This is a genomic window from Pseudomonas sp. BIGb0176, assembly GCF_024810175.1.
GTDB classification, from domain to species: domain Bacteria; phylum Pseudomonadota; class Gammaproteobacteria; order Pseudomonadales; family Pseudomonadaceae; genus Aquipseudomonas; species Aquipseudomonas protegens.
Window position 1 is genome coordinate 19,351 of record NZ_JANUEC010000004.1, and the last position, 22,601, is coordinate 41,951.

Annotated in this window: 19 protein-coding genes; 2 read left to right on the forward strand and 17 right to left on the reverse strand. The window is 63.7% G+C overall.

Going from position 1 to position 22,601, the window contains the following annotated elements; translation table 11 throughout:
• Window positions 1-5 precede the first annotated feature (5 nt).
• Window positions 6-1,607, reverse strand: coding sequence for an ABC transporter substrate-binding protein (locus tag M2395_RS23155; protein ID WP_123431046.1), 1,602 nt, complete (start codon window positions 1,605-1,607; stop codon window positions 6-8).
• 238 nt (window positions 1,608-1,845) lie between these two features.
• Between M2395_RS23155 and M2395_RS23160 the strand changes: the two genes are divergently transcribed.
• Entirely contained in the window at window positions 1,846-2,286 is a 441-nt protein-coding gene (locus M2395_RS23160) for an Rrf2 family transcriptional regulator (protein ID WP_015637243.1), read from the forward strand.
• A gap of 152 nt (window positions 2,287-2,438) precedes the next feature.
• On the opposite strand, the gene trpE is transcribed toward M2395_RS23160, so the two are convergent.
• The 13 genes from trpE to M2395_RS23225 form a co-directional block, all read right to left on the reverse strand.
• Complete coding sequence (gene trpE, locus M2395_RS23165) at window positions 2,439-3,926, reverse strand: anthranilate synthase component I (protein WP_011063807.1); 1,488 nt, start codon at window positions 3,924-3,926, stop codon at window positions 2,439-2,441.
• A 71-nt stretch (window positions 3,927-3,997) separates the two neighbouring features.
• Complete coding sequence (locus M2395_RS23170; protein WP_077934868.1) at window positions 3,998-4,816, reverse strand: phosphoglycolate phosphatase; 819 nt, start codon at window positions 4,814-4,816, stop codon at window positions 3,998-4,000.
• Complete coding sequence (rpe, locus tag M2395_RS23175) at window positions 4,813-5,487, reverse strand: ribulose-phosphate 3-epimerase (protein WP_011063809.1); 675 nt, start codon at window positions 5,485-5,487, stop codon at window positions 4,813-4,815. Before rpe ends, M2395_RS23170 begins: the two co-directional genes overlap by 4 nt.
• A gap of 80 nt (window positions 5,488-5,567) precedes the next feature.
• Window positions 5,568-6,716, reverse strand: a complete 1,149-nt coding sequence (locus M2395_RS23180) for an iron-containing alcohol dehydrogenase (protein WP_011063810.1) — start codon at window positions 6,714-6,716, stop codon at window positions 5,568-5,570.
• A gap of 117 nt (window positions 6,717-6,833) precedes the next feature.
• Complete coding sequence (locus M2395_RS23185; RefSeq protein ID WP_123431047.1) at window positions 6,834-8,279, reverse strand: hypothetical protein; 1,446 nt, start codon at window positions 8,277-8,279, stop codon at window positions 6,834-6,836.
• 73 nt (window positions 8,280-8,352) lie between these two features.
• Complete coding sequence (locus tag M2395_RS23190; protein ID WP_011063812.1) at window positions 8,353-9,501, reverse strand: iron-containing alcohol dehydrogenase; 1,149 nt, start codon at window positions 9,499-9,501, stop codon at window positions 8,353-8,355.
• A gap of 197 nt (window positions 9,502-9,698) precedes the next feature.
• Window positions 9,699-11,072, reverse strand: a complete 1,374-nt coding sequence (locus M2395_RS23195; RefSeq protein WP_053160230.1) for a sigma-54-dependent Fis family transcriptional regulator — start codon at window positions 11,070-11,072, stop codon at window positions 9,699-9,701.
• 102 nt (window positions 11,073-11,174) lie between these two features.
• The gene (locus M2395_RS23200; protein WP_011063814.1) at window positions 11,175-11,999 is read right to left on the reverse strand and encodes an ABC transporter permease; all 825 of its coding nucleotides are present in this window, start codon (window positions 11,997-11,999) and stop codon (window positions 11,175-11,177) included.
• Window positions 12,000-12,012: 13 nt separating this feature from the next.
• The gene (locus M2395_RS23205; RefSeq protein WP_011063815.1) at window positions 12,013-13,260 is read right to left on the reverse strand and encodes an ABC transporter permease; all 1,248 of its coding nucleotides are present in this window, start codon (window positions 13,258-13,260) and stop codon (window positions 12,013-12,015) included.
• Window positions 13,261-13,408: 148 nt separating this feature from the next.
• Window positions 13,409-14,452 (reverse strand): ABC transporter substrate-binding protein, encoded by a 1,044-nt coding sequence (locus tag M2395_RS23210; RefSeq protein WP_011063816.1) that lies wholly within the window; start codon window positions 14,450-14,452, stop codon window positions 13,409-13,411.
• Window positions 14,453-14,495: 43 nt separating this feature from the next.
• Window positions 14,496-15,620: an ABC transporter ATP-binding protein gene (locus M2395_RS23215; RefSeq protein WP_011063817.1), complete on the reverse strand. Its 1,125-nt coding sequence runs from the start codon at window positions 15,618-15,620 to the stop codon at window positions 14,496-14,498.
• A 262-nt stretch (window positions 15,621-15,882) separates the two neighbouring features.
• Window positions 15,883-16,512 (reverse strand): response regulator, encoded by a 630-nt coding sequence (locus M2395_RS23220; RefSeq protein WP_011063818.1) that lies wholly within the window; start codon window positions 16,510-16,512, stop codon window positions 15,883-15,885.
• Window positions 16,513-16,525: 13 nt separating this feature from the next.
• Window positions 16,526-18,925 carry a PAS domain S-box protein gene (locus tag M2395_RS23225; RefSeq protein WP_053154199.1) on the reverse strand — a complete coding sequence of 800 codons (2,400 nt, stop codon included), beginning with the start codon at window positions 18,923-18,925 and terminating at the stop codon, window positions 16,526-16,528.
• Between the two features lie 74 nt (window positions 18,926-18,999).
• On the opposite strand from M2395_RS23225, the gene M2395_RS23230 reads away from it, so the two are divergent.
• Window positions 19,000-19,989 carry an alpha/beta hydrolase family protein gene (locus M2395_RS23230; protein ID WP_015637248.1) on the forward strand — a complete coding sequence of 330 codons (990 nt, stop codon included), beginning with the start codon at window positions 19,000-19,002 and terminating at the stop codon, window positions 19,987-19,989.
• A 45-nt stretch (window positions 19,990-20,034) separates the two neighbouring features.
• Here the strand turns inward: M2395_RS23230 and M2395_RS23235 are convergent, their stop codons facing one another.
• Genes M2395_RS23235 through M2395_RS23245 form a run of 3 tightly spaced genes read right to left on the reverse strand, consistent with a single transcriptional unit; the run spans window position 20,035 to window position 22,500 of the window.
• Complete coding sequence (locus M2395_RS23235; protein WP_011063821.1) at window positions 20,035-20,802, reverse strand: TerB family tellurite resistance protein; 768 nt, start codon at window positions 20,800-20,802, stop codon at window positions 20,035-20,037.
• 1 nt (window position 20,803) lies between these two features.
• On the reverse strand, window positions 20,804-21,478 hold the full coding sequence (murU, locus tag M2395_RS23240) for an N-acetylmuramate alpha-1-phosphate uridylyltransferase MurU (RefSeq protein WP_015637249.1): 675 nt from the start codon (window positions 21,476-21,478) through the stop codon (window positions 20,804-20,806).
• Window positions 21,475-22,500: an aminoglycoside phosphotransferase family protein gene (locus M2395_RS23245; RefSeq protein WP_077934873.1), complete on the reverse strand. Its 1,026-nt coding sequence runs from the start codon at window positions 22,498-22,500 to the stop codon at window positions 21,475-21,477. The genes murU and M2395_RS23245 overlap by 4 nt, the downstream gene beginning before the upstream one ends.
• Window positions 22,501-22,601: the final 101 nt, after the last annotated feature.

Below are 22,601 nucleotides of genomic sequence, written 5' to 3' on the forward strand. Positions count from 1 at the left end.
CGGGCTTACGCCTGCCACCAGCGCTCGATCAAGCGCAGGCCATCGAGCTCGCCGTAGGGCGCGGTCAGCCCGCCGTGGGCCACGCGCTTGGAGCGTGCGGCCACGGAGCTTGCGAACAGCGGCACGATCGCCCCGCCCTCGTCACGGCACAGGGCCTGCATTTCGTTGTACATCTCCTGGCGCAGCGGCGCGTTCATCTCGCCGCGAGCGGCGTTGAGCAGCTGGTTGAAACGGGCGTTGTCCCAGCGCGTCTCGTTCCAGGCCGCGCCCTTGGCGTAGCCGATGCTGAACATGCGGTCGGCGGTCAGGCTGCTGTACCAGAACGAGGTGGTGAAGGGCTGCTTCATCCACACATTGGAAAAAAAGCCGTCGGCAGGTTCGCGCACCACGTCGATGTCGATACCGGCCTGGCGTGCCTGCTCCTTGAACAGTACCGAGGCATCCACCGCGCCGGTGTAAGCGGCATCGGAAGCCTGCAGGCGCACCTTGAGCGAATCGACCCCGGCCTGGCGCAGGTAGAAACGCGCCTTGTCCGGGTCATAGCCACGCTGCTCCAGGGCGCTGTTGATGAAGCGACTACCGGGCTGGATCGGGTGGTCGTTGCCAATCTGGCCATAGCCATAAAGCACCGAGGCCAGCAGGGTTTCGCGGTTGATCGCATGTTTGAGCGCCAGACGGATGTTGTTGTCCTGGAACTGCTGGCTGTCGGTCAGCATCGGGAAGGTGTAGTGCTGGGCGCCCTTGGTCTCTTCGATGACCAGATTGGGGTTGCGCTTGAGCAAGGCGACAGTCTTGAGATCGACCTTGTTGATCACATCGACCTGGCCGGTGACCAGGGCGTTGACCCGCGCGGCGCCATCGGCGATGGCCAGCAACTCGGCGCTGGCGAAATGCGCGCGGCCGGCTTTCCAGTAATCCGGGCTACGCTCAAGGTCCATGCGCACGCCGGGTTCGAAGCCCTTGAGGCGATAACCGCCGGTGCCGATCCCGGCCTGCCAGTCGGCGGCGCCGTCCTTGGCGGGCATGATCACCAGGTGATAATCGGCCACCACGTAGGCGAAGTCGGCATTGCCCGAATGCAGTTCGAACACCACGGTGTCATTGCCCTGGGCGCTGACCTTGGCAACATCGCCGAGCACAGTCTTGGCCGCCGAGGTGGACTTGTCGCCCAGGTGATGCCCGATTGAGGCGACCACATCGCCAGCATCCAGAGTCTTGCCGTTATGGAAGGTCACCCCCTGGCGCAAGGTGAAGGTCCAGATGCGTGCATCGGGGCTGGATTCCCAGCGCTCGGCAAGCTCGGGGATCGCCGTGCCATCGACGCCGATTTCGCTCAGGGTGTTGTACACCGCCGAGAAACCGACAAAGGTAAAGGTGTCGCTCCATGAACCTGGATCACGAGAATCGGTAGTACTGCCACCGGCCAGGCCCATGCGTAGCACGCCGCCCGCTTTCGGGGTGGCCTCCCCGGCCCAGCCGCGTTGCGGCAAGCCCATTGAAAACGCCCCGGCCACGGCAACCGCCGCTGCGCTGTACTTGAGAAAATCCCGACGCGGCAGGCCGCTGTCGTGCATCGCTTGAGTTATTTTGTTGTTGTTATCGCTCATGGCATTGCCTCTGTTGAACCGCAGAGAAAAGGATTCAGCCGACCTCGCACGCACTGATGCTAAATATTTGTAATTGTCATCGTGACAAATACATTAAGCTCAAAAACAGGTCGCTGCCAATCCCCTTCTCTTTACGAGCGAGGCTCTTGCTAGGCGGGGTTTTGTCAGTACTATCGGTTCGAAGGGGCAGATCGGAATGTCGCTACTGCCCTACCACTGAAGAGAGAATTCAAACTAGATGAGTCAGTCGACCCGCCTGATCACCGCCTCATACATCCTCTCGTTCGTAGCGGCCAACGCGCCGCAGAGGTTGCGTACCGAGACCATTGCCAAGTGGGTCAAGACTCATCCCACCCGGGTACGCAGTCTCGTGTCGTTGATGGTCAAAGCCAATATTCTGAAGTCATGGCGCGGCGCCCACGGCGGCCTGACCCTCGCACGCCCAGCCAGCGATATCACCTTGCGTGAGGTCTATGACGCCGTACAGGAAAGCTCGCTGATCGCCGAGAAGATCGACAACCCGTTCTCAGGCATGGAAGAACATTGCAAGGTATTCGATGTATTCACCCGCCTGTTCGCCATGCTTGAAGCCAACATGCGCCTGGACCTTGGCACTATCACCGCAGACCAACTGTTCGTTGCCTTCGAAAAACCGCAGGAAAATATCAGGCAGGCCTAAGACCTTAGGGCGCAATGCTCGGGGCCTTCATCAGCGCAGCAGCTGGGCGCTTATCGCTCCCGCGCTCGATTGATATACACCACAGCACTGGATTTCATGAGGTCCTGATAGACATCAGGATCCTCATAAAACCAATCAACGACAGCAACTCCTCAAGCCTTGGATGCAGGGGTCTGTTCCGCCAGTGCCACGGCACGGAACATTGCGCGACGCTTGTTCAGTGTCTCTTCCCACTCCAGGGTCGGCACCGAGTCGGCGACAATCCCGCCGCCGGCCTGTACATGCAGCTCGCCGTTCTTGATCACCGCCGTGCGAATGGCAATGGCGGTGTCCATGTTGCCGTTCCAGGCGAAGTAACCCACGGCGCCGCCATAGATCCCACGCTTGACCGGTTCCAGCTCGTCGATGATTTCCATCGCACGGATTTTCGGTGCGCCGGACAGGGTGCCCGCCGGCAGGATCGCCCGCAGCGCATCCATGGCCGTCAGCCCGGCCTTGAGCTGGCCGGTGACGTTGGAAACGATGTGCATCACGTTGGAATAGCGCTCGATGACCATCTTTTCGGTGAGTTTCACCGAACCGATTTCCGAGACCCGACCGGTGTCGTTGCGTCCCAGGTCGATCAGCATCAGGTGCTCGGCGATCTCCTTGGCGTCCGACAGCAGGTCCTGCTCCAGGGCCAGGTCGGCTTCCTCGGAGGCGCCCCGCGGGCGGGTACCGGCGATCGGCCGCACAGTGATCAGGTTGTCTTCGACCCGCACCAGCACTTCCGGCGAGCTGCCCACTACGTGGAAATCACCGAAGTTGAAGAAGTACATGTAAGGGGTCGGGTTGAAGCAGCGCAGCGCCCGGTACAGGTCGATGGGCGCCGCCGAAAAATCGATGGACATGCGCTGGGACGGCACCACCTGCATGCAGTCACCGGCCAGGATGTATTCCTTGATGGTGTCCACGGCCCGCTCATAGTCAGCCTGGGTAAAGCTGGAGCGGAACAGCGGATCGGCGGCCAGCTGCTTGCTGAAATCCAGGCCCGGACGCGGAGTGATCGGCTGGCGCAGTTGCGCCAGCAATTCCTGCAAACGTGCCTGGCCGGCTTCGAAGGCGTTGTCCTGGCCAGGGTCGGCCAGCACGATGGCGTGCACCTTGCCCGCCAGGTTGTCGAACACCACTACCGCGTCGGAGACCATCAACAGGATATCCGGCACACCGATCGGATCCGGGTTCGGGCACGGGCCCAGGCGCGGCTCGACATAACGCACGCAGTCATAGCCGAAATAGCCCACCAGGCCACCGTTGAAACGCGGCAGGCCGGCAATGGTCGGGACGTTGTAGCGGGCTTTGAATTCCTCGACGAAGGCCAGCGGGTCGGCCACTTCGTGACTTTCGATCTCCACGCCATCATGGGTCACGCTGACCTGGAAGCCGTGCACCCGCAGCACAGTGCGGCACGGCAGGCCGATGATCGAGTAACGCCCCCATTTCTCACCGCCCTGCACCGACTCCAGCAGATAGGAGTTGGGCTGGTCGGCCAGTTTCAGGTAGATCGACAGCGGGGTGTCGAAGTCGGCAAGGGTTTCGCAGGCCAGCGGGATACGGTTGTAACCGGCTGCGGCCAAACGCAGGAATTCTTCGCGAATCATGGGGTGCCTCGTGGCTTGAGGGTCTAACAGTCAGGTATGCAAACGCGCCGGCGGGGCCGGCCAGACAAAAATCAGGCGCGCCAACGCCAGCGGGCCAGGGCCTTGATGACTTTCATCCAGAGTTTGCGAGTGACCACCACGATGGAGTTTCCAGAATGGGATGGAACAGCGTCGGGCAACGTTATCTCAGCGGCAGGTTCTAAGCAACCGGGGATCAGCGCCCGCAGGTTGTCGATCACCAGCGCCGGCGACTCCTCGGCAATCGGCCGGCCGTGGTTGTAGCCGTAGCTCAGGGCGACGCACTTGACCCCCGCCGCCTTGGCTGCCAGCACGTCACTGCGCGAATCGCCGACGAACAGTGATTGCGAGGCCGGCACGCTGGCCATCTTCATCACAAAGAACAGCGCCGCCGGGTCGGGTTTCTTCTGCGGCAGGGTATCGCCGCCGATGATCCAGCGGAAATACCGACCGATTTTCATCTGGTCCAGCAAGGGGGCCACGAAACGCTCGGGCTTGTTGGTAATCAGGGCCATTTCCACGCCCTGCTTGTGCAGCCACTTGAGAGTCTCGCGCGCACCGGGATAGACCACGGTCAACTCGTTGCTGTCCTCGTAGGCGGTATTGAACAGCTCCAGCGCATACTCGGCCTCGACATCGTCGACACCCTGGGCCTCCAGGCTGTTGGCCAGGGCCCGGCGCACCAGCATGGGCGCACCGTTGCCAACCCACTCACGCACCGCCTCGACACCGGCAGGCTTGCGCCCCAGCTTGAGCAGCATCTGATCCACGGCGGCCGCAAGGTCCGGTACCGAATCGACCAGGGTGCCATCCAGGTCGAACATCACCAGCCGTGGCAGGCGCCCCTGGAACAGCTGCTCAAAGGCGCTCATGGTCGCGCCAACGCCAGTTCGGCACGCATTTTCTCGATGACTTCCTGATAGTTCGGCGCATTGAAGATCGCCGAGCCTGCCACAAAGGTATCGGCGCCTGCGGCAGCGATTTCGCGGATGTTGCCCACGTTCACCCCACCGTCGATTTCCAGGCGGATATCCCGCCCGGAGGCATCGATCAAGGCACGAGCCTCACGCAGCTTGTCGAGGGTGCCCGGAATGAACTTCTGCCCGCCAAAGCCCGGGTTGACACTCATCAGCAGCACCATGTCGACCTTGTCCATCACGTACTTGAGCACGTCCAGCGGAGTTGCCGGGTTGAACACCAGGCCGGCCTTGCAACCGCCTTCGCGGATCATCTGCAGGGAACGGTCCACATGCAGCGTGGCTTCGGGGTGGAAGGTGATGTAGGTGGCGCCCGCTTCGATGAAGTCACCGATGATGCGGTCCACCGGAGTGACCATCAGGTGTGCATCGATCGGCGCGGTGATCCCGTACTTGCGCAGCGCAGCGCAGACCATCGGGCCGATGGTCAGGTTCGGCACATAGTGGTTGTCCATGACATCGAAATGCACGATGTCGGCGCCGGCGGCCAGGACATTGTCCACTTCCTCGCCCAGACGGGCGAAGTCGGCGGAGAGAATCGACGGAGCAATAGCGAAGGGCTGCATGACGCACCTTTTTTGAGCAGAATCACGATGGCGCGCATTGTATACCTCATGCTTTGGAGCGCACACCGTAACCGCGATGATCAGTAGGCCGCGCGATAGATCTTCTCGATATCGGCGGGGCTCAGCCGGCGCGGGTTGTTGCGCATCAAGCGCTCGATACCCGCGGCCTCGACGGCCATGGCCGGGATCGCATCCTCGGGCACGCCGAAGCTGCGCAAGCCGCTGGGAATTTCCACCGCCGCACACAACGCTGCCATGGCCTCCACTGCCCGGTCGGCCGCCTCGCTGGCGCTCAGGTGCGCGGTCTGTACCCCCATGGCCTCGGCGATATCCTGCATACGCTCGACGCAGGCCATCTTGTTCCAGGTCATGACATAGGGCAGCAGCAAGGCATTGCTGACCCCGTGGGACATATGAAAGCGTCCGCCCAGGGGATAGGCCATCGCATGCACCGCACCGACCCCGGCATTGCCGAAGGCCATGCCGGCCATCAGGCTGGCGGTGGCCATGTCCTCCCGGGCCTGCAGGTGGGCCGGGTTGGCAAAGGCCTTGGGTAAAGCCTTGACGATCAGCTTGATGGCGCCGATGGCCAGGGAGTCGGTGATCGCGGAAGCATTGAGGGACAGGTAGGCCTCGATGGCATGCGCCAGGGCATCGACGCCGCTGGCCGCGGTGACACGCGGTGGACAGGTCAGGGTCATCTGCGGGCTGACCAGGGCCACGTCCGGCAGCAGGTAGTCGCTGATGATGCCTTTCTTCAATTGCGCGACCCGGTCCGAGAGGATCGCCACATTGGTCACTTCCGAACCAGTGCCTGCGGTGGTGGGAATGGCGATCAGCGGCGGCCCCTTGCGCGGCACCTGGTCGATGCCGAACAGGTCCTCCAGGGCGCCGTGATAGCCGGCATAGGCCCCGACACTCTTGGCAATATCGATGGCGCTGCCGCCGCCCAGGCCGATCAGCCCGTCATGCCCGCCCTCGCGGTACACCTGCATGCAGTCCTCGACGATGGCGATTTCCGGATCGGGCTGCACCCGGTCGAAGACTTCGTAACTGCGCTCCCCCAGGTGGGCCAGCGCCAGCTCCACCGTGCCGGACCTGAGCAGGGCAGTATCGGTGACGATCAGCGGGTTATCGACATCCAGGCGGGTCAGCTCGGCAGCCAGTTGCTCGATGGCGGTGCTGCCGGTCAGCAATTTATGGGCGATCTTGAAAGAGGAAATACTCATGTGCGCAGCCTCTTATATAAAGGTGGGAGCCGGCACAAGCGTAGCTGGGGATTGCGCAACCGGGCTGTCGCGATGCCCGATCGGCATCACGACAGTGCTCACGTTGCCCGCGAAGGCTCAAGCCACCTCGCTTTCCACCGCCCGGGCGGGCTTGGCCTGGGGCCCTGGCTGGGCACCCGGGACGGCAGTTGCGTCCGCGGCGCCCAGGTCCTTGCTGAAAGTCCGGTCGTTCTCGCCCTTGAAGAAGTTCTTGCCGTAGATCAGCAGGCACAGCACCACGCCAATGGCAAAGCCCCAACTGGCGCCCTTGATCGCCAGCACTGCACCGATCACCCCTGCGATGCCCAGGTCACGCTGGCTACGGGCCTCGAGAATGCCCAGGCGCACGCTGACGTAACCCTGGATCAGCAAGGTCAGCGCCAGCGCGACCCCGAGAATCGGCTGCACCAGGGTCACTACCGGCAACAGCAGCAAGCCGGTGTTGGTGCCCCAGCGGAACGAACCCATGCCGCCATAGATCGACTTCATGGCCTTGGGCCCGCCCTTGAAGCGCTCGATCACCACCACCAGCATCGCCGCCCATTTCGGCCCGCACATGGCAATGTCCGGACCGAAGATGCTCATGAACGCGTTGCGCACGCCGAAGATCAGGTGCGAGCGGTCCGGGTCGTAGTCGACTTTTTCGTCGGTGCGAATCTGCTCGGCCTCGTCCAGCAGCACCTTGGCGCTGAGCACATCGCCAAAGACGATGATGTACACCGCGAGCATGGTCGGCAGCGCGCTGATGAACATCGACAGCGGCGGCATGCCCAGGCCGAACACCGTGTAGTTGTTCCACAGGCCGATGAAGTCCGGCTTGCTCAGGCCCCACTGGATGGTCGGCCACGGCGCTTCACCGAACAGCGGCGCCAGCACTACCGCCAGCAGGATGATCGGCAGGATGCCCAGCTTGGCGAAGTTCCACCAGAAGCGGTTGCGCAGCTTGAGCTGGGCAAAGTGCTGGGAAAAGATCAGGTAGAAGGCAATGCCGATGGCGATGGAAATGGTCCAGGGAAAGCTGTCGAACTTGCCGCCCACCTGGAACACCGCGGTCACCGCACTGAGCCCGGCGCCGACAATGATTCCCGACTTGATCGCCGAGGGCACGAAGCCCACCACCTTGCGCGCCATGCCGGTGGCCCCCAGGGCGATGGAGAACACCCCGAGCATCAGCTGGAAGGCAATCAGCGCGTGGACACGCTCCGGGCCCACGGGAAACTGCGCGCAATAGGCCATCAGCAGCGGCACCGCCGGGGTGATCCAGCCGGGCACCACGGGGTCGCCCAGCAGGTGGTGGGCCAGGTACAACAGGCCGTTAAGCATGACCACAGCCAAGGCCATCTCGAAGGGCATGCCGAGGAACTCGGTCATCAGTGGAATGGCCGCCAGGTCGACGGCGCACATCAGCAAGCCTTGCAGGTAGTCCGGCAGCTCGAATTTGTAGTGGATAAAGGGCAAACGCACCTTGAACGGGCCAAGGGCGATGTACGGCGTTTCGTGCCGAGTGTCGGAAGGCGTTGGCATCAACTGCACCTGTCTTATTGGTATTGGTGGCGGTGTAAAGCGGCCCGCGCCAGTTGGCACGGGCAAGGATCGATCAATAGGCAGCCCGGTAGATCTGCTCGATATCGCCGGGGCTCAGTTGGCGCGGGTTGTTGCGCATCAGCCGCTGGATACCCGCCGCTTCCACGGCCATGGCCGGGATCGCGTCCTCGGGCACGCCGAAGCTGCGCATGCCCGTGGGGATGTCCACCGCAGCGCACAGCGCAGCCATGGCCTGGACCGCCTGCTCTGCGGCCTGGCCATCACTGAGCCCGGCGATCGGCAGGTCCATGGCCTGGGCGATATCGCGAAAGCGCTCGACACAGGCCATCTTGTTCCAGGCCATGACGTAGGGCAGTAGCAACGCGTTGCTCACCCCGTGGGCGATATTGAAGCGCCCGCCCAGGGGATAGGCCAGGGCATGCACTGCACCGACTCCGGCATTGCCGAAGGCCATGCCGGCCATCAGGCTGGCGGTGGCCATGTCTTCCCGGGCCTGCAGGTTGGCCGGGTTGGCGTAGGCCTTGGGCAGCGCCCTGACGATCAGGCGGATCGCGCCCAGGGCCAGGGAGTCGGTGATCGGCGAACCGTTGAGCGACAGGTAGGACTCCACCGCATGCACCAGCGCGTCGACGCCACTGGCGGCGGTGACGCTGCGCGGGCAGGTCAGGGTCATCACCGGGCTCACCAGCGCTACGTCCGGCAGCAGGTAATCGCTGACGATGCCCTTTTTCAACTGGGCCACCTTGTCCGAGAGGATCGCCACGTTGGTCACCTCCGAACCGGTGCCCGCAGTAGTAGGAATGGCAATCAGCGGCGGCCCCTTGCGCTGCACCTGATCCACCCCGAACAGTTCTTCCAGCGCGCCTTCATGGCCGGCGAACGCCGCCACCGCCTTGGCGATATCAATGGCGCTGCCGCCGCCCAGGCCGATCAGGCCATCGTGGCCACCGGCCCGGTAAGCCTGGGTGCAGGCCTGGACTATGGCGATTTCCGGCTCCGGCTGGACCTCGTCGAAGATCCGGTAAGCGCGCCCGCCCAGGTGGGCCAAGGCCAGATCGACGGTGCCGGACTTGACCAGGATCGCATCGGTGACGATCAGCGGGTTGCTGATCTGCAGGCGCGCCAGTTCGGCGTCCAGCTGTTCGATGGCGCCCTGGCCGGTAATCAGTTTGTTGGCAATCTTGAACGCAGAGATACTCATCAGCTCGGCCTTGTTTAATTGTTGTGGCAAGAGCGCCGTCAGGCGGCCACTCTCGAATGGGCTCGCAGGCTGTAGAGCGAAAGCTGTGCCAAGATACGCAAAGCCTTGATCTACAAGGCTCTGGAAGGAAATCCAGGGGAGTGACCGGGCCGTCGCGATTGAATTGCTGATCGCTGCAGGCAGCTCTGATCAGAATCCTAATCAGAGTGTTCCCAGCGCTTCATCTTCTGCACCACCGTGGCCTGGCTCACCCCCAGCGCCTTGGCGGCCAGGCGGGTGGTCTTGTGCAGTTGCAGGGCCGCGCGAATCGCCTGGCGCTCGGCGTTCTCCAGCACCTTGCGCAGCGGCAGGCGGCTGTCGTCGGTGTTGCGGGCCTGTTGCTCGATCAGGTCCTCCGGCAGGTCCAGGGCCTCTATCACCTGGCCGGAGCAGGTCACCACCAGGCGCTCCACCACGTTGATCAGCTCGCGGATGTTCCCCGGCCAGGCGTACTCGCCGAGCAGTTCCAGGGCTTCCAGGCTCCACTGCACCTCACGCTGATAGCGCTGGTTGAAGTGCTCCAGGTAGTACTCCAGCAAGGGGCCGATTTCCTCGCTGCGCTCGCGCAGGGCCGGGATCGCGATGGGCACCACATTCAGGCGGTAATACAGGTCGGCGCGGAACTTGCCCTCGGCCACCCGCTGCTTGAGGTCGTGATGGGTGGCGCTGATGATGCGCACATCCACCTCCTTGAGCTCCAGGCCGCCCACCGGAATGAAGCGGTTCTCTTCGATGACCTTGAGCAGCTTGACCTGCACCGCCAGGGGCAGATCGCCGATCTCGTCGAGAAACAACGTACCGTTGTGTGCCAGTTCCAGCAGCCCGCGCTTGCCCTTGCTGCCGGCACCGGTGAAGGCACCCGGGGCATAGCCGAACAGCTCGGCCTCGATCAGGTTCTCCGGCAGCGCCCCGCAGTTGAGGGCCAGGAACGGTTCGCGGGCACGAGCACTGGCGTTGTGGATAAATTGCGCCACCAGGGTTTTACCCACACCCGTCTCCCCCTGCAGCAGCACCTTCACGTCGCAGTCGGCCACTTGCCGGGCCTGGGCAAAGACCCGCCCGGAAACCTCCTGGTCGGCCATCAGCGGTGATTGCAACAGGTCGTCACGCTGGCCCGCATGCAGCCGCGCAGTGCTGGTGCGCAGCTGCTTGAGCTGCTGCAACTCGTCGCGCTCGCGCTTGATGCGCAGCAGCTCGGTCATGTCGCGCACGGTGCTGACCACATAGCGAATGCTCTGGTCGGCGGCGAGGATCGGCGTGGCACTGACCAGCAACTTCTTGCCGTGGCTGAGGCTCTGCATCACCGACACCGGCCGACCGTCCTGCAGTACCCGTAGTGAAGCGGACTGGGAAATCACCCCGCTCTTCACCAGCTCCTGCATCGGCCGCCCCAGCAGCTCGGCGCCGTTCAGGCCGGTGAGGCGCTCGTAGGCCTGGTTGACCTTGAGGGTCTGGCCCTGGCCATCGGTGATGTAGACGCCGTCATGCAGCGCATTGAGCAGCTCTTCGAAACTGGCATCGTTGAAGTTCACCCGCGACTCCACAGTAAGCATGGGAAGCGCGCAGTTTACGGGTGAACGACAAGCAGAGGGGACGGGGCGGCCCAGACCTTAGTACAAGGCCGCCCGAGGGGCTCAGGCCTGAGCCGTGCGCAGTTTCTCGCTGCGCCCGCGCAGCCATTCCAGGGTCAGCAGCAGGATCACCGAGAAGGCGATCAGCAACGTGGCCGCAGCGGCGATGGTCGGGCTGAGGTTCTCGCGGATGCCGCTGAACATCTGCCGCGGCAGGGTGGCCTGCTCCGGGCCGGCGAGGAACAGGGTCACTACCACTTCATCGAACGAGGTGGCGAAGGCGAACAGCGCGCCACTGATGACCCCGGGGGCGATCAACGGCAAGGTCACCCGGCGGAATGTGGTCAGCGGCGAGGCGCCCAGGCTGGCCGCGGCCCGCACCAGGTTGTGGTTGAAGCCCTGCAGGGTTGCCGACACGGTGATGATCACGAAAGGCACGCCGAGCACCGCGTGCACGATGATCAGCGAAAAGAAACTGTTGCCCATGCCCAGCGGGGCGAAGAACAGGTAGCTGGCCACACCGATGATCACTACCGGTACCACCATCGGCGAAATCACCAGGGCCATCACCAGCGCCTTGCCGGGGAAATCACCGCGGGTCAGGCCGATGGCCGCCAGGGTGCCGAAGACCATGGCCAGCAAGGTTGCGGCCGGCGCCACGATGACGCTGTTCTTCAGCGCGCGCATCCACTCGGCAGAGGCGAAGAAGTCCTGGTACCAGTGCAGCGAAAAGCCCTGCAGCGGGTACACCAGGAAACTGCCGGAGTTGAACGACAGCGGGATGATCACCAGCACCGGCAACACCAGGAACAACAGGATCAAGCCGCAGAGAATCCGCAAGCTGTAGAACCAGACCCGTTCGACGGGCGACATGTAGGGGCTCAGCATTTCGATTCTCTCCTTAGCTCAGGCGCAGGCGGCTTGCGCCCACCAGCCAGCTGTAAATCAGATAGAGCACGATGGTCGCCAGCAACAGCAGGCCGCCCAGGGCCGTGGCCATGCCCCAGTTGATGCTGGTGTTGGTATAGAAGGCGACGAAGTAGCTGACCATCTGGTCGTTCGGGCTGCCCAGCAACGCCGGGGTGATGTAGTAACCAATCGCCAGGATGAACACCAGCAGGCAACCAGCGCCGACCCCGGCGTAGGTCTGCGGGAAATACACCCGCCAGAAGCTGGCGAACGGATGGCAGCCCAGGGAGATCGCCGCACGCATGTAGGTGGGCGAGATGCCTTTCATCACGCTGTAGATCGGCAGGATCATGAACGGCAACAGGATGTGCACCATGGAGATGTAGACCCCGGTGCGGTTGAACACCAGTTCCAGGGGCTTGTCGATCACCCCCATGGCCAGCAGCGCGCTGTTGATCAGGCCACCCGATTGCAGCAGCACGATCCACGCCGCCACTCGCACCAGGATCGAGGTCCAGAACGGCAGCAGCACCAGGATCATCAGGAGGTTGCTCTTGCGCGCCGGCAGGTTGGCCAGCAGGTACGCCAGGGGATAGGCCAGGGCCAGGCAGATGGCGGTGATCACCAGGCCCATCCAGAAGGTGCGGGCGAAGATGTCCAGGTAGATGGACTGGTCCGGGGTGGCCGGGGCCAGTTCGCCCAGGTCGTCGATGCGATGGTCCACCGCCGCCAGCAGGTAGTAAGGGGTCAGGCTGCTGGTGTTGCGGCGGATCGCCTGCCAGTAGGCCGGGTCGCCCCAGCGCTCATCCAGGCTTTCCATGGCTTCTTTATAGGATTCGGGCTCGGCCTTGAACGGCAGGGCGCGAGCGGTCTTGGTCAGCAGGCTGCGGTAGCCGGCCAACTCCATGTTCAGGCGCTTGGACAGGTCGCCCAGGGTCTGATTCTTGCGGGCATCCGCCAGGTCTTCGCTCAACGCCTTGTAGGCCCCTTCGGCAGGCAGGCCACGACCGTCCCAGGCACTCACGGCCGCCACAGTACGCGGCATGCCGCCGACCACTTCCGGGTTGCCGACGCTCTTGTACAGCAGCGCCACGATCGGTACCAGGAACACCAGCAGCAGAAACAGCACCAGGGGCGCGATCAGCGCCTGGGCCTTCCAGCGGTTGACCCGCTCGGCACGGGCCAGCCGCTGCTTGAGGGTCGGGCCGGTGACCGCGTTCAGGGGAACGGTGATGGTCATGACAAACTCCGCGAATCGATCTTTCGAATACAAACCACCAGGCGGCAGGAGCGGGCTTGGCCGCGCATCGAAGGCTGTGCTTCACCATCAAGGTTGATGCTGATGACGCCTTCGCGAGCAAGCTCGCTCCTACAACGGCAGGGGGTGGTTACTTGGCTGCCCAGGCGTTGAAGCGCTGTTCCAGTTGCTCACCGTTGTCAGCCCAGAAGCTGACGTCGATCTGCACCTGGTTGGCGATGTTTTCCGGAGTGGTCGGCATGTCCTTGAGGATGTCCTTGGCCAGCAGCGGCACGGCCTGGGTGTTGGCCGGGCCGTAGGCGATATTCTCCGAATAGGTCTTCTGCTGCTGCGGTTGCACCGAGTAGGCGATGAACTTCTTCGCCGCTTCGGCGCGAGCCTTGTCCAGGCCTTTTGGAATGGCCCAGGCGTCGAAGTCGTAGATGCCGCCGTTCCACACCACTTTCAGGTTGCTTTCCTTCTGCACCGCGGCGATCCGGCCGTTGTAGGCCGAGCTCATGACCACGTCGCCGGAAGCCAGGTACTGCGGCGGCTGGGCGCCGGCTTCCCACCACTGAATGTAGGGCTTGAGCTCATCGAGTTTCTTGAAGGCGCGGTCCTGGCCATCCTTGCCGGCCAGGACCTTGTACACGTCCTTGGGCGCGACGCCGTCGGCCATCAGGGCGAACTCCAGGGTGTACTTGGCGCCCTTGCGCAGGCCGCGCTTGCCCGGGAACTGCTTGACGTCCCAGAAATCAGCCCAACTGCTCGGAGCGGTTTTCAGCTTGTCGGCGTTGTAGGCCAGTACCGTGGACCAGACGAAAAAGCCCACGCCGCACGGCTGGATCGCGCCCTTGACGTAGTCTTCGCTGTTACCGAACAGCGCCGGGTCCAGTTGCTCGAACATGTCCTCGTCGCAACCGCGGGACAGTTCCGGGGACTCCACTTCTACCAGGTCCCAGGACACGCTCTTGGTGTCGACCATGGCCTTGATCTTGGCCATCTCGCCGTTGTATTCGCCGGCGATGATCTTGCCCTTGCCCGCCGCTTCCCAAGGGGCATAGAAGGCCTTGACCTGGGCCGCCTTGTTCGCCCCGCCAAAGGACACCACGGTCAGGTCCGGGCCCGCCGCCATGGCGTGCGCCGCACCCATCATGCCCAGTGCCAGGGCGGTGAATTTCAGGGATCTCAACATTTATTGTGTTCTCCACGTGCAGGTTGGTGTTGCAGGGGGGCGATCAATTCGCCTCTAGAAGCGGGTCGAGCGCGCGAACGTGCTCGACTTGCCAGCCAAGCGGCACCACGTCACCTACTGCCAGCGCAGGATCGAGCTCGGCAATCGGCTGTTTCACGAAGAAGTCGCTCTTGCCGCAGACTTCCAGGCGCACCCGGACGTGGTCGCCCAGATAGATGAATTCCGCCACCCGGCCGGAGAAGCGGTTGACGCAGCTTTCGCTGGAACCGTTGAGGCTCACCCGCTCCGGGCGGATGGACAAGGTCACCGGGCCGCCGACCTGGCCGACATTCACCGCCAGCGCCTCGACCTTCTCGCCACGCCCCAGCTCCACCACGCAACGCTCGCCGTTGTGGCTGTGCAGGCGGCCGTTGAGGCGGTTGTTCTCGCCGATGAAGTTGGCGACGAAGGTGTTCTTCGGCTCTTCGTAGAGAGTGCGCGGCGGCGCGATCTGTTGGATCTCGCCCTGGTGGAACACCGCCACCCGGTCGGACATGGTCAGGGCTTCGCCCTGGTCGTGGGTCACATAGACCACGGTCACGCCCAGGCGCTGGTGCAGGTGCTTGATCTCCATCTGCATGTGTTCGCGCAGTTGCTTGTCGAGGGCACCAAGGGGTTCGTCCATCAGCACCAGCTGTGGCTCGAACACCAGGGCCCGGGCCAGGGCCACCCGCTGCTGCTGGCCACCGGACAGCTGGGCCGGGTAGCGCTGGGCGAAAGCGTCGAGCTGGACCATGCTCAGCACGCGCTTGACCCGCTCGCTGATGTCGGTCTTGCCGAGGCCGCGCACCGACAGCGGAAAGGCCAGGTTCTCGGCCACGGTCATGTGGGGGAACAGCGCGTAGTTCTGGAACACCATGCCGATGTCGCGCTTGTGCGGCGGCACATTGTTGATCGAGCGCCCGGCCAGCTGGATCTCGCCGGCGGTCGGGGTTTCGAAACCGGCCAGCATCATCAGGCTGGTGGTCTTGCCGGAACCGGACGGCCCCAGCAGGGTGAGGAACTCGCCTTTGCGAATTTCCAGGTTGAGGTCTTTGACGATCAGGTTCTCGCCGTCGTAGCTCTTCTGCACACCACGAAAGCTGACCAGAACATCGTTGGCCCCAGCACTTGAAACGACCTCGCTCATACCCGCACCTTTTGTTTTAGACGGCTGTGGAACAAGCCTAGAGGAGCCTGCAGAGCGCGCAAATCGGGGGCCAGGAGAGATTCGCCTCAGCCCTCTGGAAGGTTGCGTGTAGGGATTGCCCTACAAGAATGGCGCGATTGGATAAGGGCGGAGGCAAACGGCAGGCTGCAAGCGGCAAGAAACGGCGAAAGCCTGAAAGCGCGGAATGTCGCAAATGGATAAGTGCCCTCCCCCAAGGGGAGGGAGAGCACCGCAGAGGGTGTCAGAGCAGCTTGTGTTCCATGGCGTATTTCACCAGTTCGGCCAGGGAGGTGATGTTGAGCTTCTGCATCAGCCGCGCCTTGTGGGTACTGATGGTCTTGCTGCTCAGGGCCAGTTGCTGGGCAATGTCGTTGACATTGGCGCCCTGGGCCAGGCGCTCGAAAACCGAGAATTCACGCTCGGAAAGCAGCGAATGCAAGGGCCGGGTATCGGTCAGGCCGACCTCGAAGACCATACGGTCAGCCAGGTCCGGGTCGATATAGCGGCCGCCGGATGCCACCTTGCGAATGGCCGTCAGCAGCAGCGACGGATCACTGTCCTTGGTGGCGTAGCCGGCAGCGCCGATCTTCAGCGCCCGGGCGGCCATCTGCGCCTCGTCGTGCATCGACAGCACCAGGATCGCCGGCGGATTGCTCAGGGCACGGATCCGCGGAATGGCCTCCAGGCCGTTCACCCCGGGCATGGAGATATCCAGCAGCACCACTTCGCAGGGCACCTGACGCAGGGTCTCCAGCAACTGCTCGCCGTTGCTCGCCTCGCCCACCACGACCAGGTCCTTGGCCAGGCCAATCAGTTGCTTGATGCCTTCGCGAACGATGGTGTGGTCTTCGGCTACCAGTACACGGATCACGCGTGTCTCCTCATTATTGTTCTTGGTCCAGGGGCACCCGGACACTCAGGGTGGTGCCTTCGCCCCGCTCACTGTGCAGCGACAGGCTCCCGCCCATGATCAGCACCCGCTCGCGCATGCCTACCAAGCCAAAGGACGTCGGGCGCGCCGAAGCGGTGTCGAAGCCCAGGCCGTCATCGCTGATGCTCATGCACAGCTCGTGTGCTTCCAGGGTCAGGGTGAGTTCCACAGTATGCGCCTGGGCATGGCGCATGACATTGGTCAGGGCCTCCTGGAGGATACGGAACAGGCCGACGGCCTTGGCGTCGCTCAAGCGCGGCAGGTTGTCCGGCACCTGCACCAGGCAAGGGATCTGGGTGCGGGCCTCGAACCGGCGGGCCTGCCATTCGATGGCCGAGGCGATGCCCGCATCGAGGATCGGCGGCCGCAGTGCGGTAGCCACATCCCGCACCAGCTGGAACAGCTGGGCGATCAGGCGCTTCATGCTGTTGAGGCGTTCATGCAGGCCCGGGTCGAGCTGGGCATAGGCCAGCTCACACATGGACGTTTCCAGCTTGAGCACAGTCAGCATCTGCCCCAGTTCGTCATGGACTTCCCGGGCAATGCGGGCCTTTTCCTCTTCGCGCACGCTTTCCAGGTGCGCCGACAGCTCCCGCAACTGTTCACGGGAGCTGGCCAGTTCCAGCTCGATGCGCTTGCTTTCGCTGATGTCCCAGACAATGCCGTCCCAGACAAACGCGCCGTCATCCAGGCGCCGGGTGATGGCCTTGATCTCGGCCCAGCGCTGCTGGCCCTGGCGAGTGAGGATGCGGCCCTGCCAGGACCAGTCGCTGTCGGTGTCCAGGGCCTGGTCCTGGGTCTGGTGATAGCTGGCCTTGTCGTCCGGGTGCACCAGGCTGCGCAGGCCCTTGTCCCGGTGGGCCAGCACTGCTGGCGAGTAGCCCACCAGGGTCTCGCTGCCTTCGCTGATATAGGCGAAGTCGATCTGCCCGGTGACCGGCGCCCGCTCCAGGCGGAACACCAGGCCCGGCACGTTGGCTGCAATCCCCTGCAGACGCGCCTCGCTTTCGCGCAGGGCCGCCAGCGCGCGACGGCGCTCGGTCACGTCATTGAGATAGACCACCAGGTATTCGCTGTCGCGAAAGCGCAGGAAGCTCAGGGACACGTCAGCCGGCAGGATGCTGCCATCGGCACGCACACACTGGGTCTCGAAACTTTGCACGCCCTCCTCGCTGGCCCGGGCCCGCTTCCACAGGTTGAGCCAGCGATCCATATGCAGGTTGGGCTCGAAATCGATCAGCGGCCGGTCGATCACCCCGCCCGCCGGGTAACCGAGCATCTCTTCGGCTGCCCGGTTGGCGTAGCGCACATGGCTGTCCCAATTGACCCAGAGAATGCCCACGGTGCTCTGATCGATGGAGAACTGGGTCAGGCGCAGGGCTTCCTCGCTGGCGGCACGCAAGGCGATGTCCTCCCGCGCCGCCAGCAGGCGCTGCTCCAGGCTGCGCTGCTGGCGGCGCTGCCAGAAGACGATCGCCAGACTCGCCAGCAGCAGGATCACCAACAGCAGGCTGAGGTTCTGCCAGACTCCGGGGGACTCGCCAAGCCGCGGGTACTTGGGCTGCAGCCAGCGGCCATGGAGCTGCTCCAGCTCCTTGGCCGGGATCGCATGCAAGGCCGCTTCGACAATGCTCGCCAGTTCCGGCCAATCGCGGCGAGTGGCTACCCGCAGCAATTGCGGCAGGCCGATATCCCCCACCACGGCCAGCCCGGCGAACTCCGCCTCCCCCGAAAGGCGACTGAGCTGAGCCTCGTCCACCACCGCGTAGCGGGCCTGCTGGCTCAGCAGCAACTGCAGGGCCTGGCGCTCCAGGGGCACTCCTTGCAGGTTGAGGTTGGGGTAAGTCAGGCGCAGGTAATCGGCCACCGCACTGGGCATGCGCACGGCGACCCGGGCCTGGCTGTCGAGTTTTTCCAGCTCCACCGCACCTGCGCCCTTGCGCTCCCCGACCACCAGCTGCGGCACGCGCATATAGGGGTCGCTGAACAACCACAGGCGCAGACCGGCCGGGGTCTGGGTCAGGCCCGGGGCCATGTCCACCTCGCCGTCGCGCAGGGCCCGCTCCAGCTGTGCCTGGTCAGGGAAGTTGCGCCAGCTGAGCTCGATGTTCAGCGCCTTGGCCAGGGCTTGCATCAACTCGACATTAGCCCCGGACAGCCGCTGCAGGCGCCGGTCGTACTGGGCGAACGGCGCCTGCAACACCAGCCCCACCCGCAACTCGGGGTGCTGCGCCAGCCACTGGCGCTGTTCCAGGCTCAAGGGCGCAGTCGGCACCTGGGGCGCCGGGGCCGCATGACCTATCAAGGGAAGGCACAGACAGCCGATAAGCAGAAGGCAGCGAAAACGCATCATCTGAAGTCTCACACCCTGACAAATACTGACCAACCCATTAGGCTGCCGGAATTACTTCTGGCCTGGAATATCCGATGCCCCTTGTCCACCGCTCGGCACTGCCCGCATTGTGCCTGTCGCTGATCCTGCCCTGGACCTTTTCTGTGCAAGCTGCCGACCCGGCTCCAGAAACCAAGACTCCCGAGGAACAACCGGCGCAACGCCAACCCCTGCCTGAGCGTAGCCAGGAAGACGCCGCCGCCCTGGAGCGCCAGTTGCCCGCCCTGGAACAGCAGCAGTTGCAAGCCGGCGGCGATACCTTCCTGGCCCTGTGGAAGCCGGCCAACACCAGCGACCCCAAGGGCGTGGTGATTATCCTCCCGGGAGCGGGTGAAACCGCTGACTGGCCGCAAGCCATTGCACCTTTGCGCAACAAATTGCCGGACACCGAGTGGGCCAGCCTGAGCCTGACCCTGCCCGACATGCTCAGCGAGGCCGCGCAACCACGGGTGGTCGAAGCCGCACCGGCCCCTACGGACAAGGCCAACACCGCCAAGGATGCCAGCACCGAGGCCAAGCCGATCGAGCAGGTCGCTGGCGGCGAAGCCGACGTGGCCGACCGGGTAGTAGCAGAAAGCACGGAAGAGCAGATCAAGGCCGATGCCGAGCGCATCTTCACCCGCGTCGATGCTGCCCTGGCCTTTGCCGAACAGCAGAACGCCCGCAGTATCGTGCTCCTGGGTCATGGTACGGGTGCCTACTGGGCCGCACGCTACCTCAGCGAGAAACAGCCGGCCCAAGTACAGAAGCTGGTGATGGTAGCAGCCCAGTCCCCGGCCAATGGCAAACCGCAACTGGTGGAGATCACGCCTACGTTGAAGCTGGCCACTGCCGACTTCTTCTATGTCGACAAGCCTCTGGCGCAAAAAGCCGCCCTGGAGCGACTGCAAGCGAGCAAGCGCCTGAAGCACTCGAACTTCAGCCAGATTCCCCTCAAGGCCCTGCCCGGCAACAACACCGCCCAGCAAGAGCAGCTGTTTCGCCGGGTACGCGGTTGGTTGAACCCTCAGAACACCGATAGCTGAGCCCACAGGCCGCGACTGCCGCAGCGGCAATCGCGGCCTGCACCCTCAGCGGAATTCCCGGCGCTGGCGTATCAGGGCATAGGCGCTGTGCAGCTCCCGGGTCTTTTCCGTAGCCTCACGCACCTGTGCCTCGCTGGCGCCGTTGCCGGCGATCTTGTCCGGGTGATGGCGGCTGAGCAGGCGCCGATAGGCCCGCTTGATCTGCGCCGGCTCGCTGGTAGCTGCAACCCCCAACAGGCGCAGCGCCTCTTGATAAGTCAGGGCGCCTTCGGCCAGTGACTTCCTCGCCGGACCGTAGTCCTGCGCCAACGCCTGCACCTGCTCACGGGTCCAGCCCAGCCATTTGCCCCAGAGCTGGATCAGTTCGCGCTCCGCCGGCCCGACCCGGCCGTCGGCCCAGACCATGCGCCAACAGGCCCGCAGCACGCCTTCGGCGGCATGGGGCTGAGCCGCGAGGCGACGCAGATAGCCGCGCAGACGGTCATTGCCCGACTTGCCGCGGTTGAATGCGGCAATCGCCCGGCGCTGGGCCGCATCGTTCATCTCCAGCGAGCGCATTTCCTGGCGCGCCTGCTGGATATGCCCGTCCATCACCCGGCCATCACTCTTGGCCAGCCGCCCCAGCAGCACGAACAGCAATTCATCATTGCGCAACGCCGGGCGACCGCCCAGGCGTTCACGCACCTGCGCCCAGCTGTGCAGTTGCAGGCGCCGGTCCAGCGCCTGCCCCAGCAACGCACCGAGCATGGCCCCCGGAATACTGGCGATTGCAAATCCAGCTCCGGCTCCGATCAGAGTCCCTGGCCACCACATATCAGCGACTCGCTTGCAGCAAGTGTTCAACCTGGGCCAGACGCTCGACGGTGCCGACATCGACCCAGTGCCCCTGCATATGTTCGCCACTGACCTGGCCTTGGGCCATGGCTTCGCGCAATAGCGGCGCCAGCTTGAACGGACCGGCAACACAACCCTGGAATAACCGCGGATGCAGCACCGATATGCCGCTGAACGTGAGCGCCGCTACGCCTGGCTGGCGGTCGTGCAACTGGCCGTTTACCAGGCAGAAGTCGCCACCACTGGGGTGGTGCGGCGGGTTGTCCACCATCACCAGATGAGCCAGCCCGGCCAGGGGCCGGCGCAGGGCGGCAAAATCGTAGTCGGTCCAGATATCGCCATTGACCACCAGGAACGGCGCGTCCCCCAACAAGGGCAATGCCTGGAAAATCCCGCCGCCGGTTTCCAGCGGCTGGCCTTCGGCCGAATACTGAATGTTCAGGCCCCAGCGCTGGCCATCGCCGAGGGCATCCTCGATCTGCTGGCCGAGCCAGGCATGGTTGATGACGATGTCGCGAAAACCTGCCGCCGCCAGGGCCCGCAGGTGGTACTCGATCAGCGGCATGCCCGCTACAGGCAGCAAGGGTTTGGGAGTGGTCAGGGTCAGGGGGCGCATGCGCTCGCCCTTGCCGGCTGCCAGGATCATCGCCTTCATGCATGGGCTCCCGCCGGCTGGCGCAGACTGAGCAGCAGTTGCGACAGCTCTGCAAGCTCGGGGCGTCGGGACGTCACCGCCTCTATATAAGCAAAGAAGCGCGGCACGTCGGCCAGGTAGCGTGGTTTGCCATCGCGGTGGCAAATCCGCGAGAAGATACCGATCACCTTGAGGTGACGCTGCACGCCCATCAGGTCGCTGGCCCGCAGAAACTCGTCAAAGTCGTCCTGCACCGGGATACCCCGCGCCCGCGCCTGGTGCCAGTACTGGCTCAGCCAGCCTTGTACCCGGGACTCCGGCCAGCTGAGGAAGGCATCCTTGAACAGACAGGTCACGTCATAGGTCACCGGGCCGTAGACCGCATCCTGGAAGTCCAGCACGCCGGGGTTCGGTTCGCTGTGCATCAGGTTGCGTGGCATATAGTCGCGGTGCACCAGCACCTTAGGTTGCGCCAGGGCGCTGTCGATCAGCAGGTCGCTGGCACGCTGCCATTGCTCGCGCTGCTGCGGACTCAGGCTGATGCCCAGCTCACGGCCGATGTACCACTCGGGGAACAGCTCCAGTTCGCGGCGCAGCAGGGCCACGTCGTAACTGGGCAGGGGCGTGTCCATCGGCAACTGCTGGAAGGCCAGCAAAGCCTGGAATGCATCCTCGAACAGTGCGTCGGCATTATGTTCGTTGATCACGTCCAGGTAGGTCTGATTGCCCAGGTCATTGAGCAACAGGAAGCCGCGAGGCAAATCTTCTGCATAAATTTTCGGCACGTTGATGCCGCAAGTCGCCAGTAAACGGGCGATATCCACGAAGGGTTTGCAGTTTTCCTGGGGGGGCGGAGCGTCCATCACCACGAAGCTGCGACCCGCGCCCTGCCAACGGAAATAACGACGGAAACTCGCGTCGCTGCTGGCTGCGGTCAATGTTGCCGGGGGCACTTCACCCCAGCCCTGTGTTGCATAAACAATCGCCAACTGCTCATCGAGCCAAACTTTCAGGTGTTGCAAGCGTACATCTTGGTCAGGCATTACAAGGGTCTCCGACGGCGCTAGCCGTCAAGCGGGTCATGCTTTATTATCCAGCATCTTTTTCAGACCATCGAGAGGCGTGCGGCCCACACCGCGGGCAG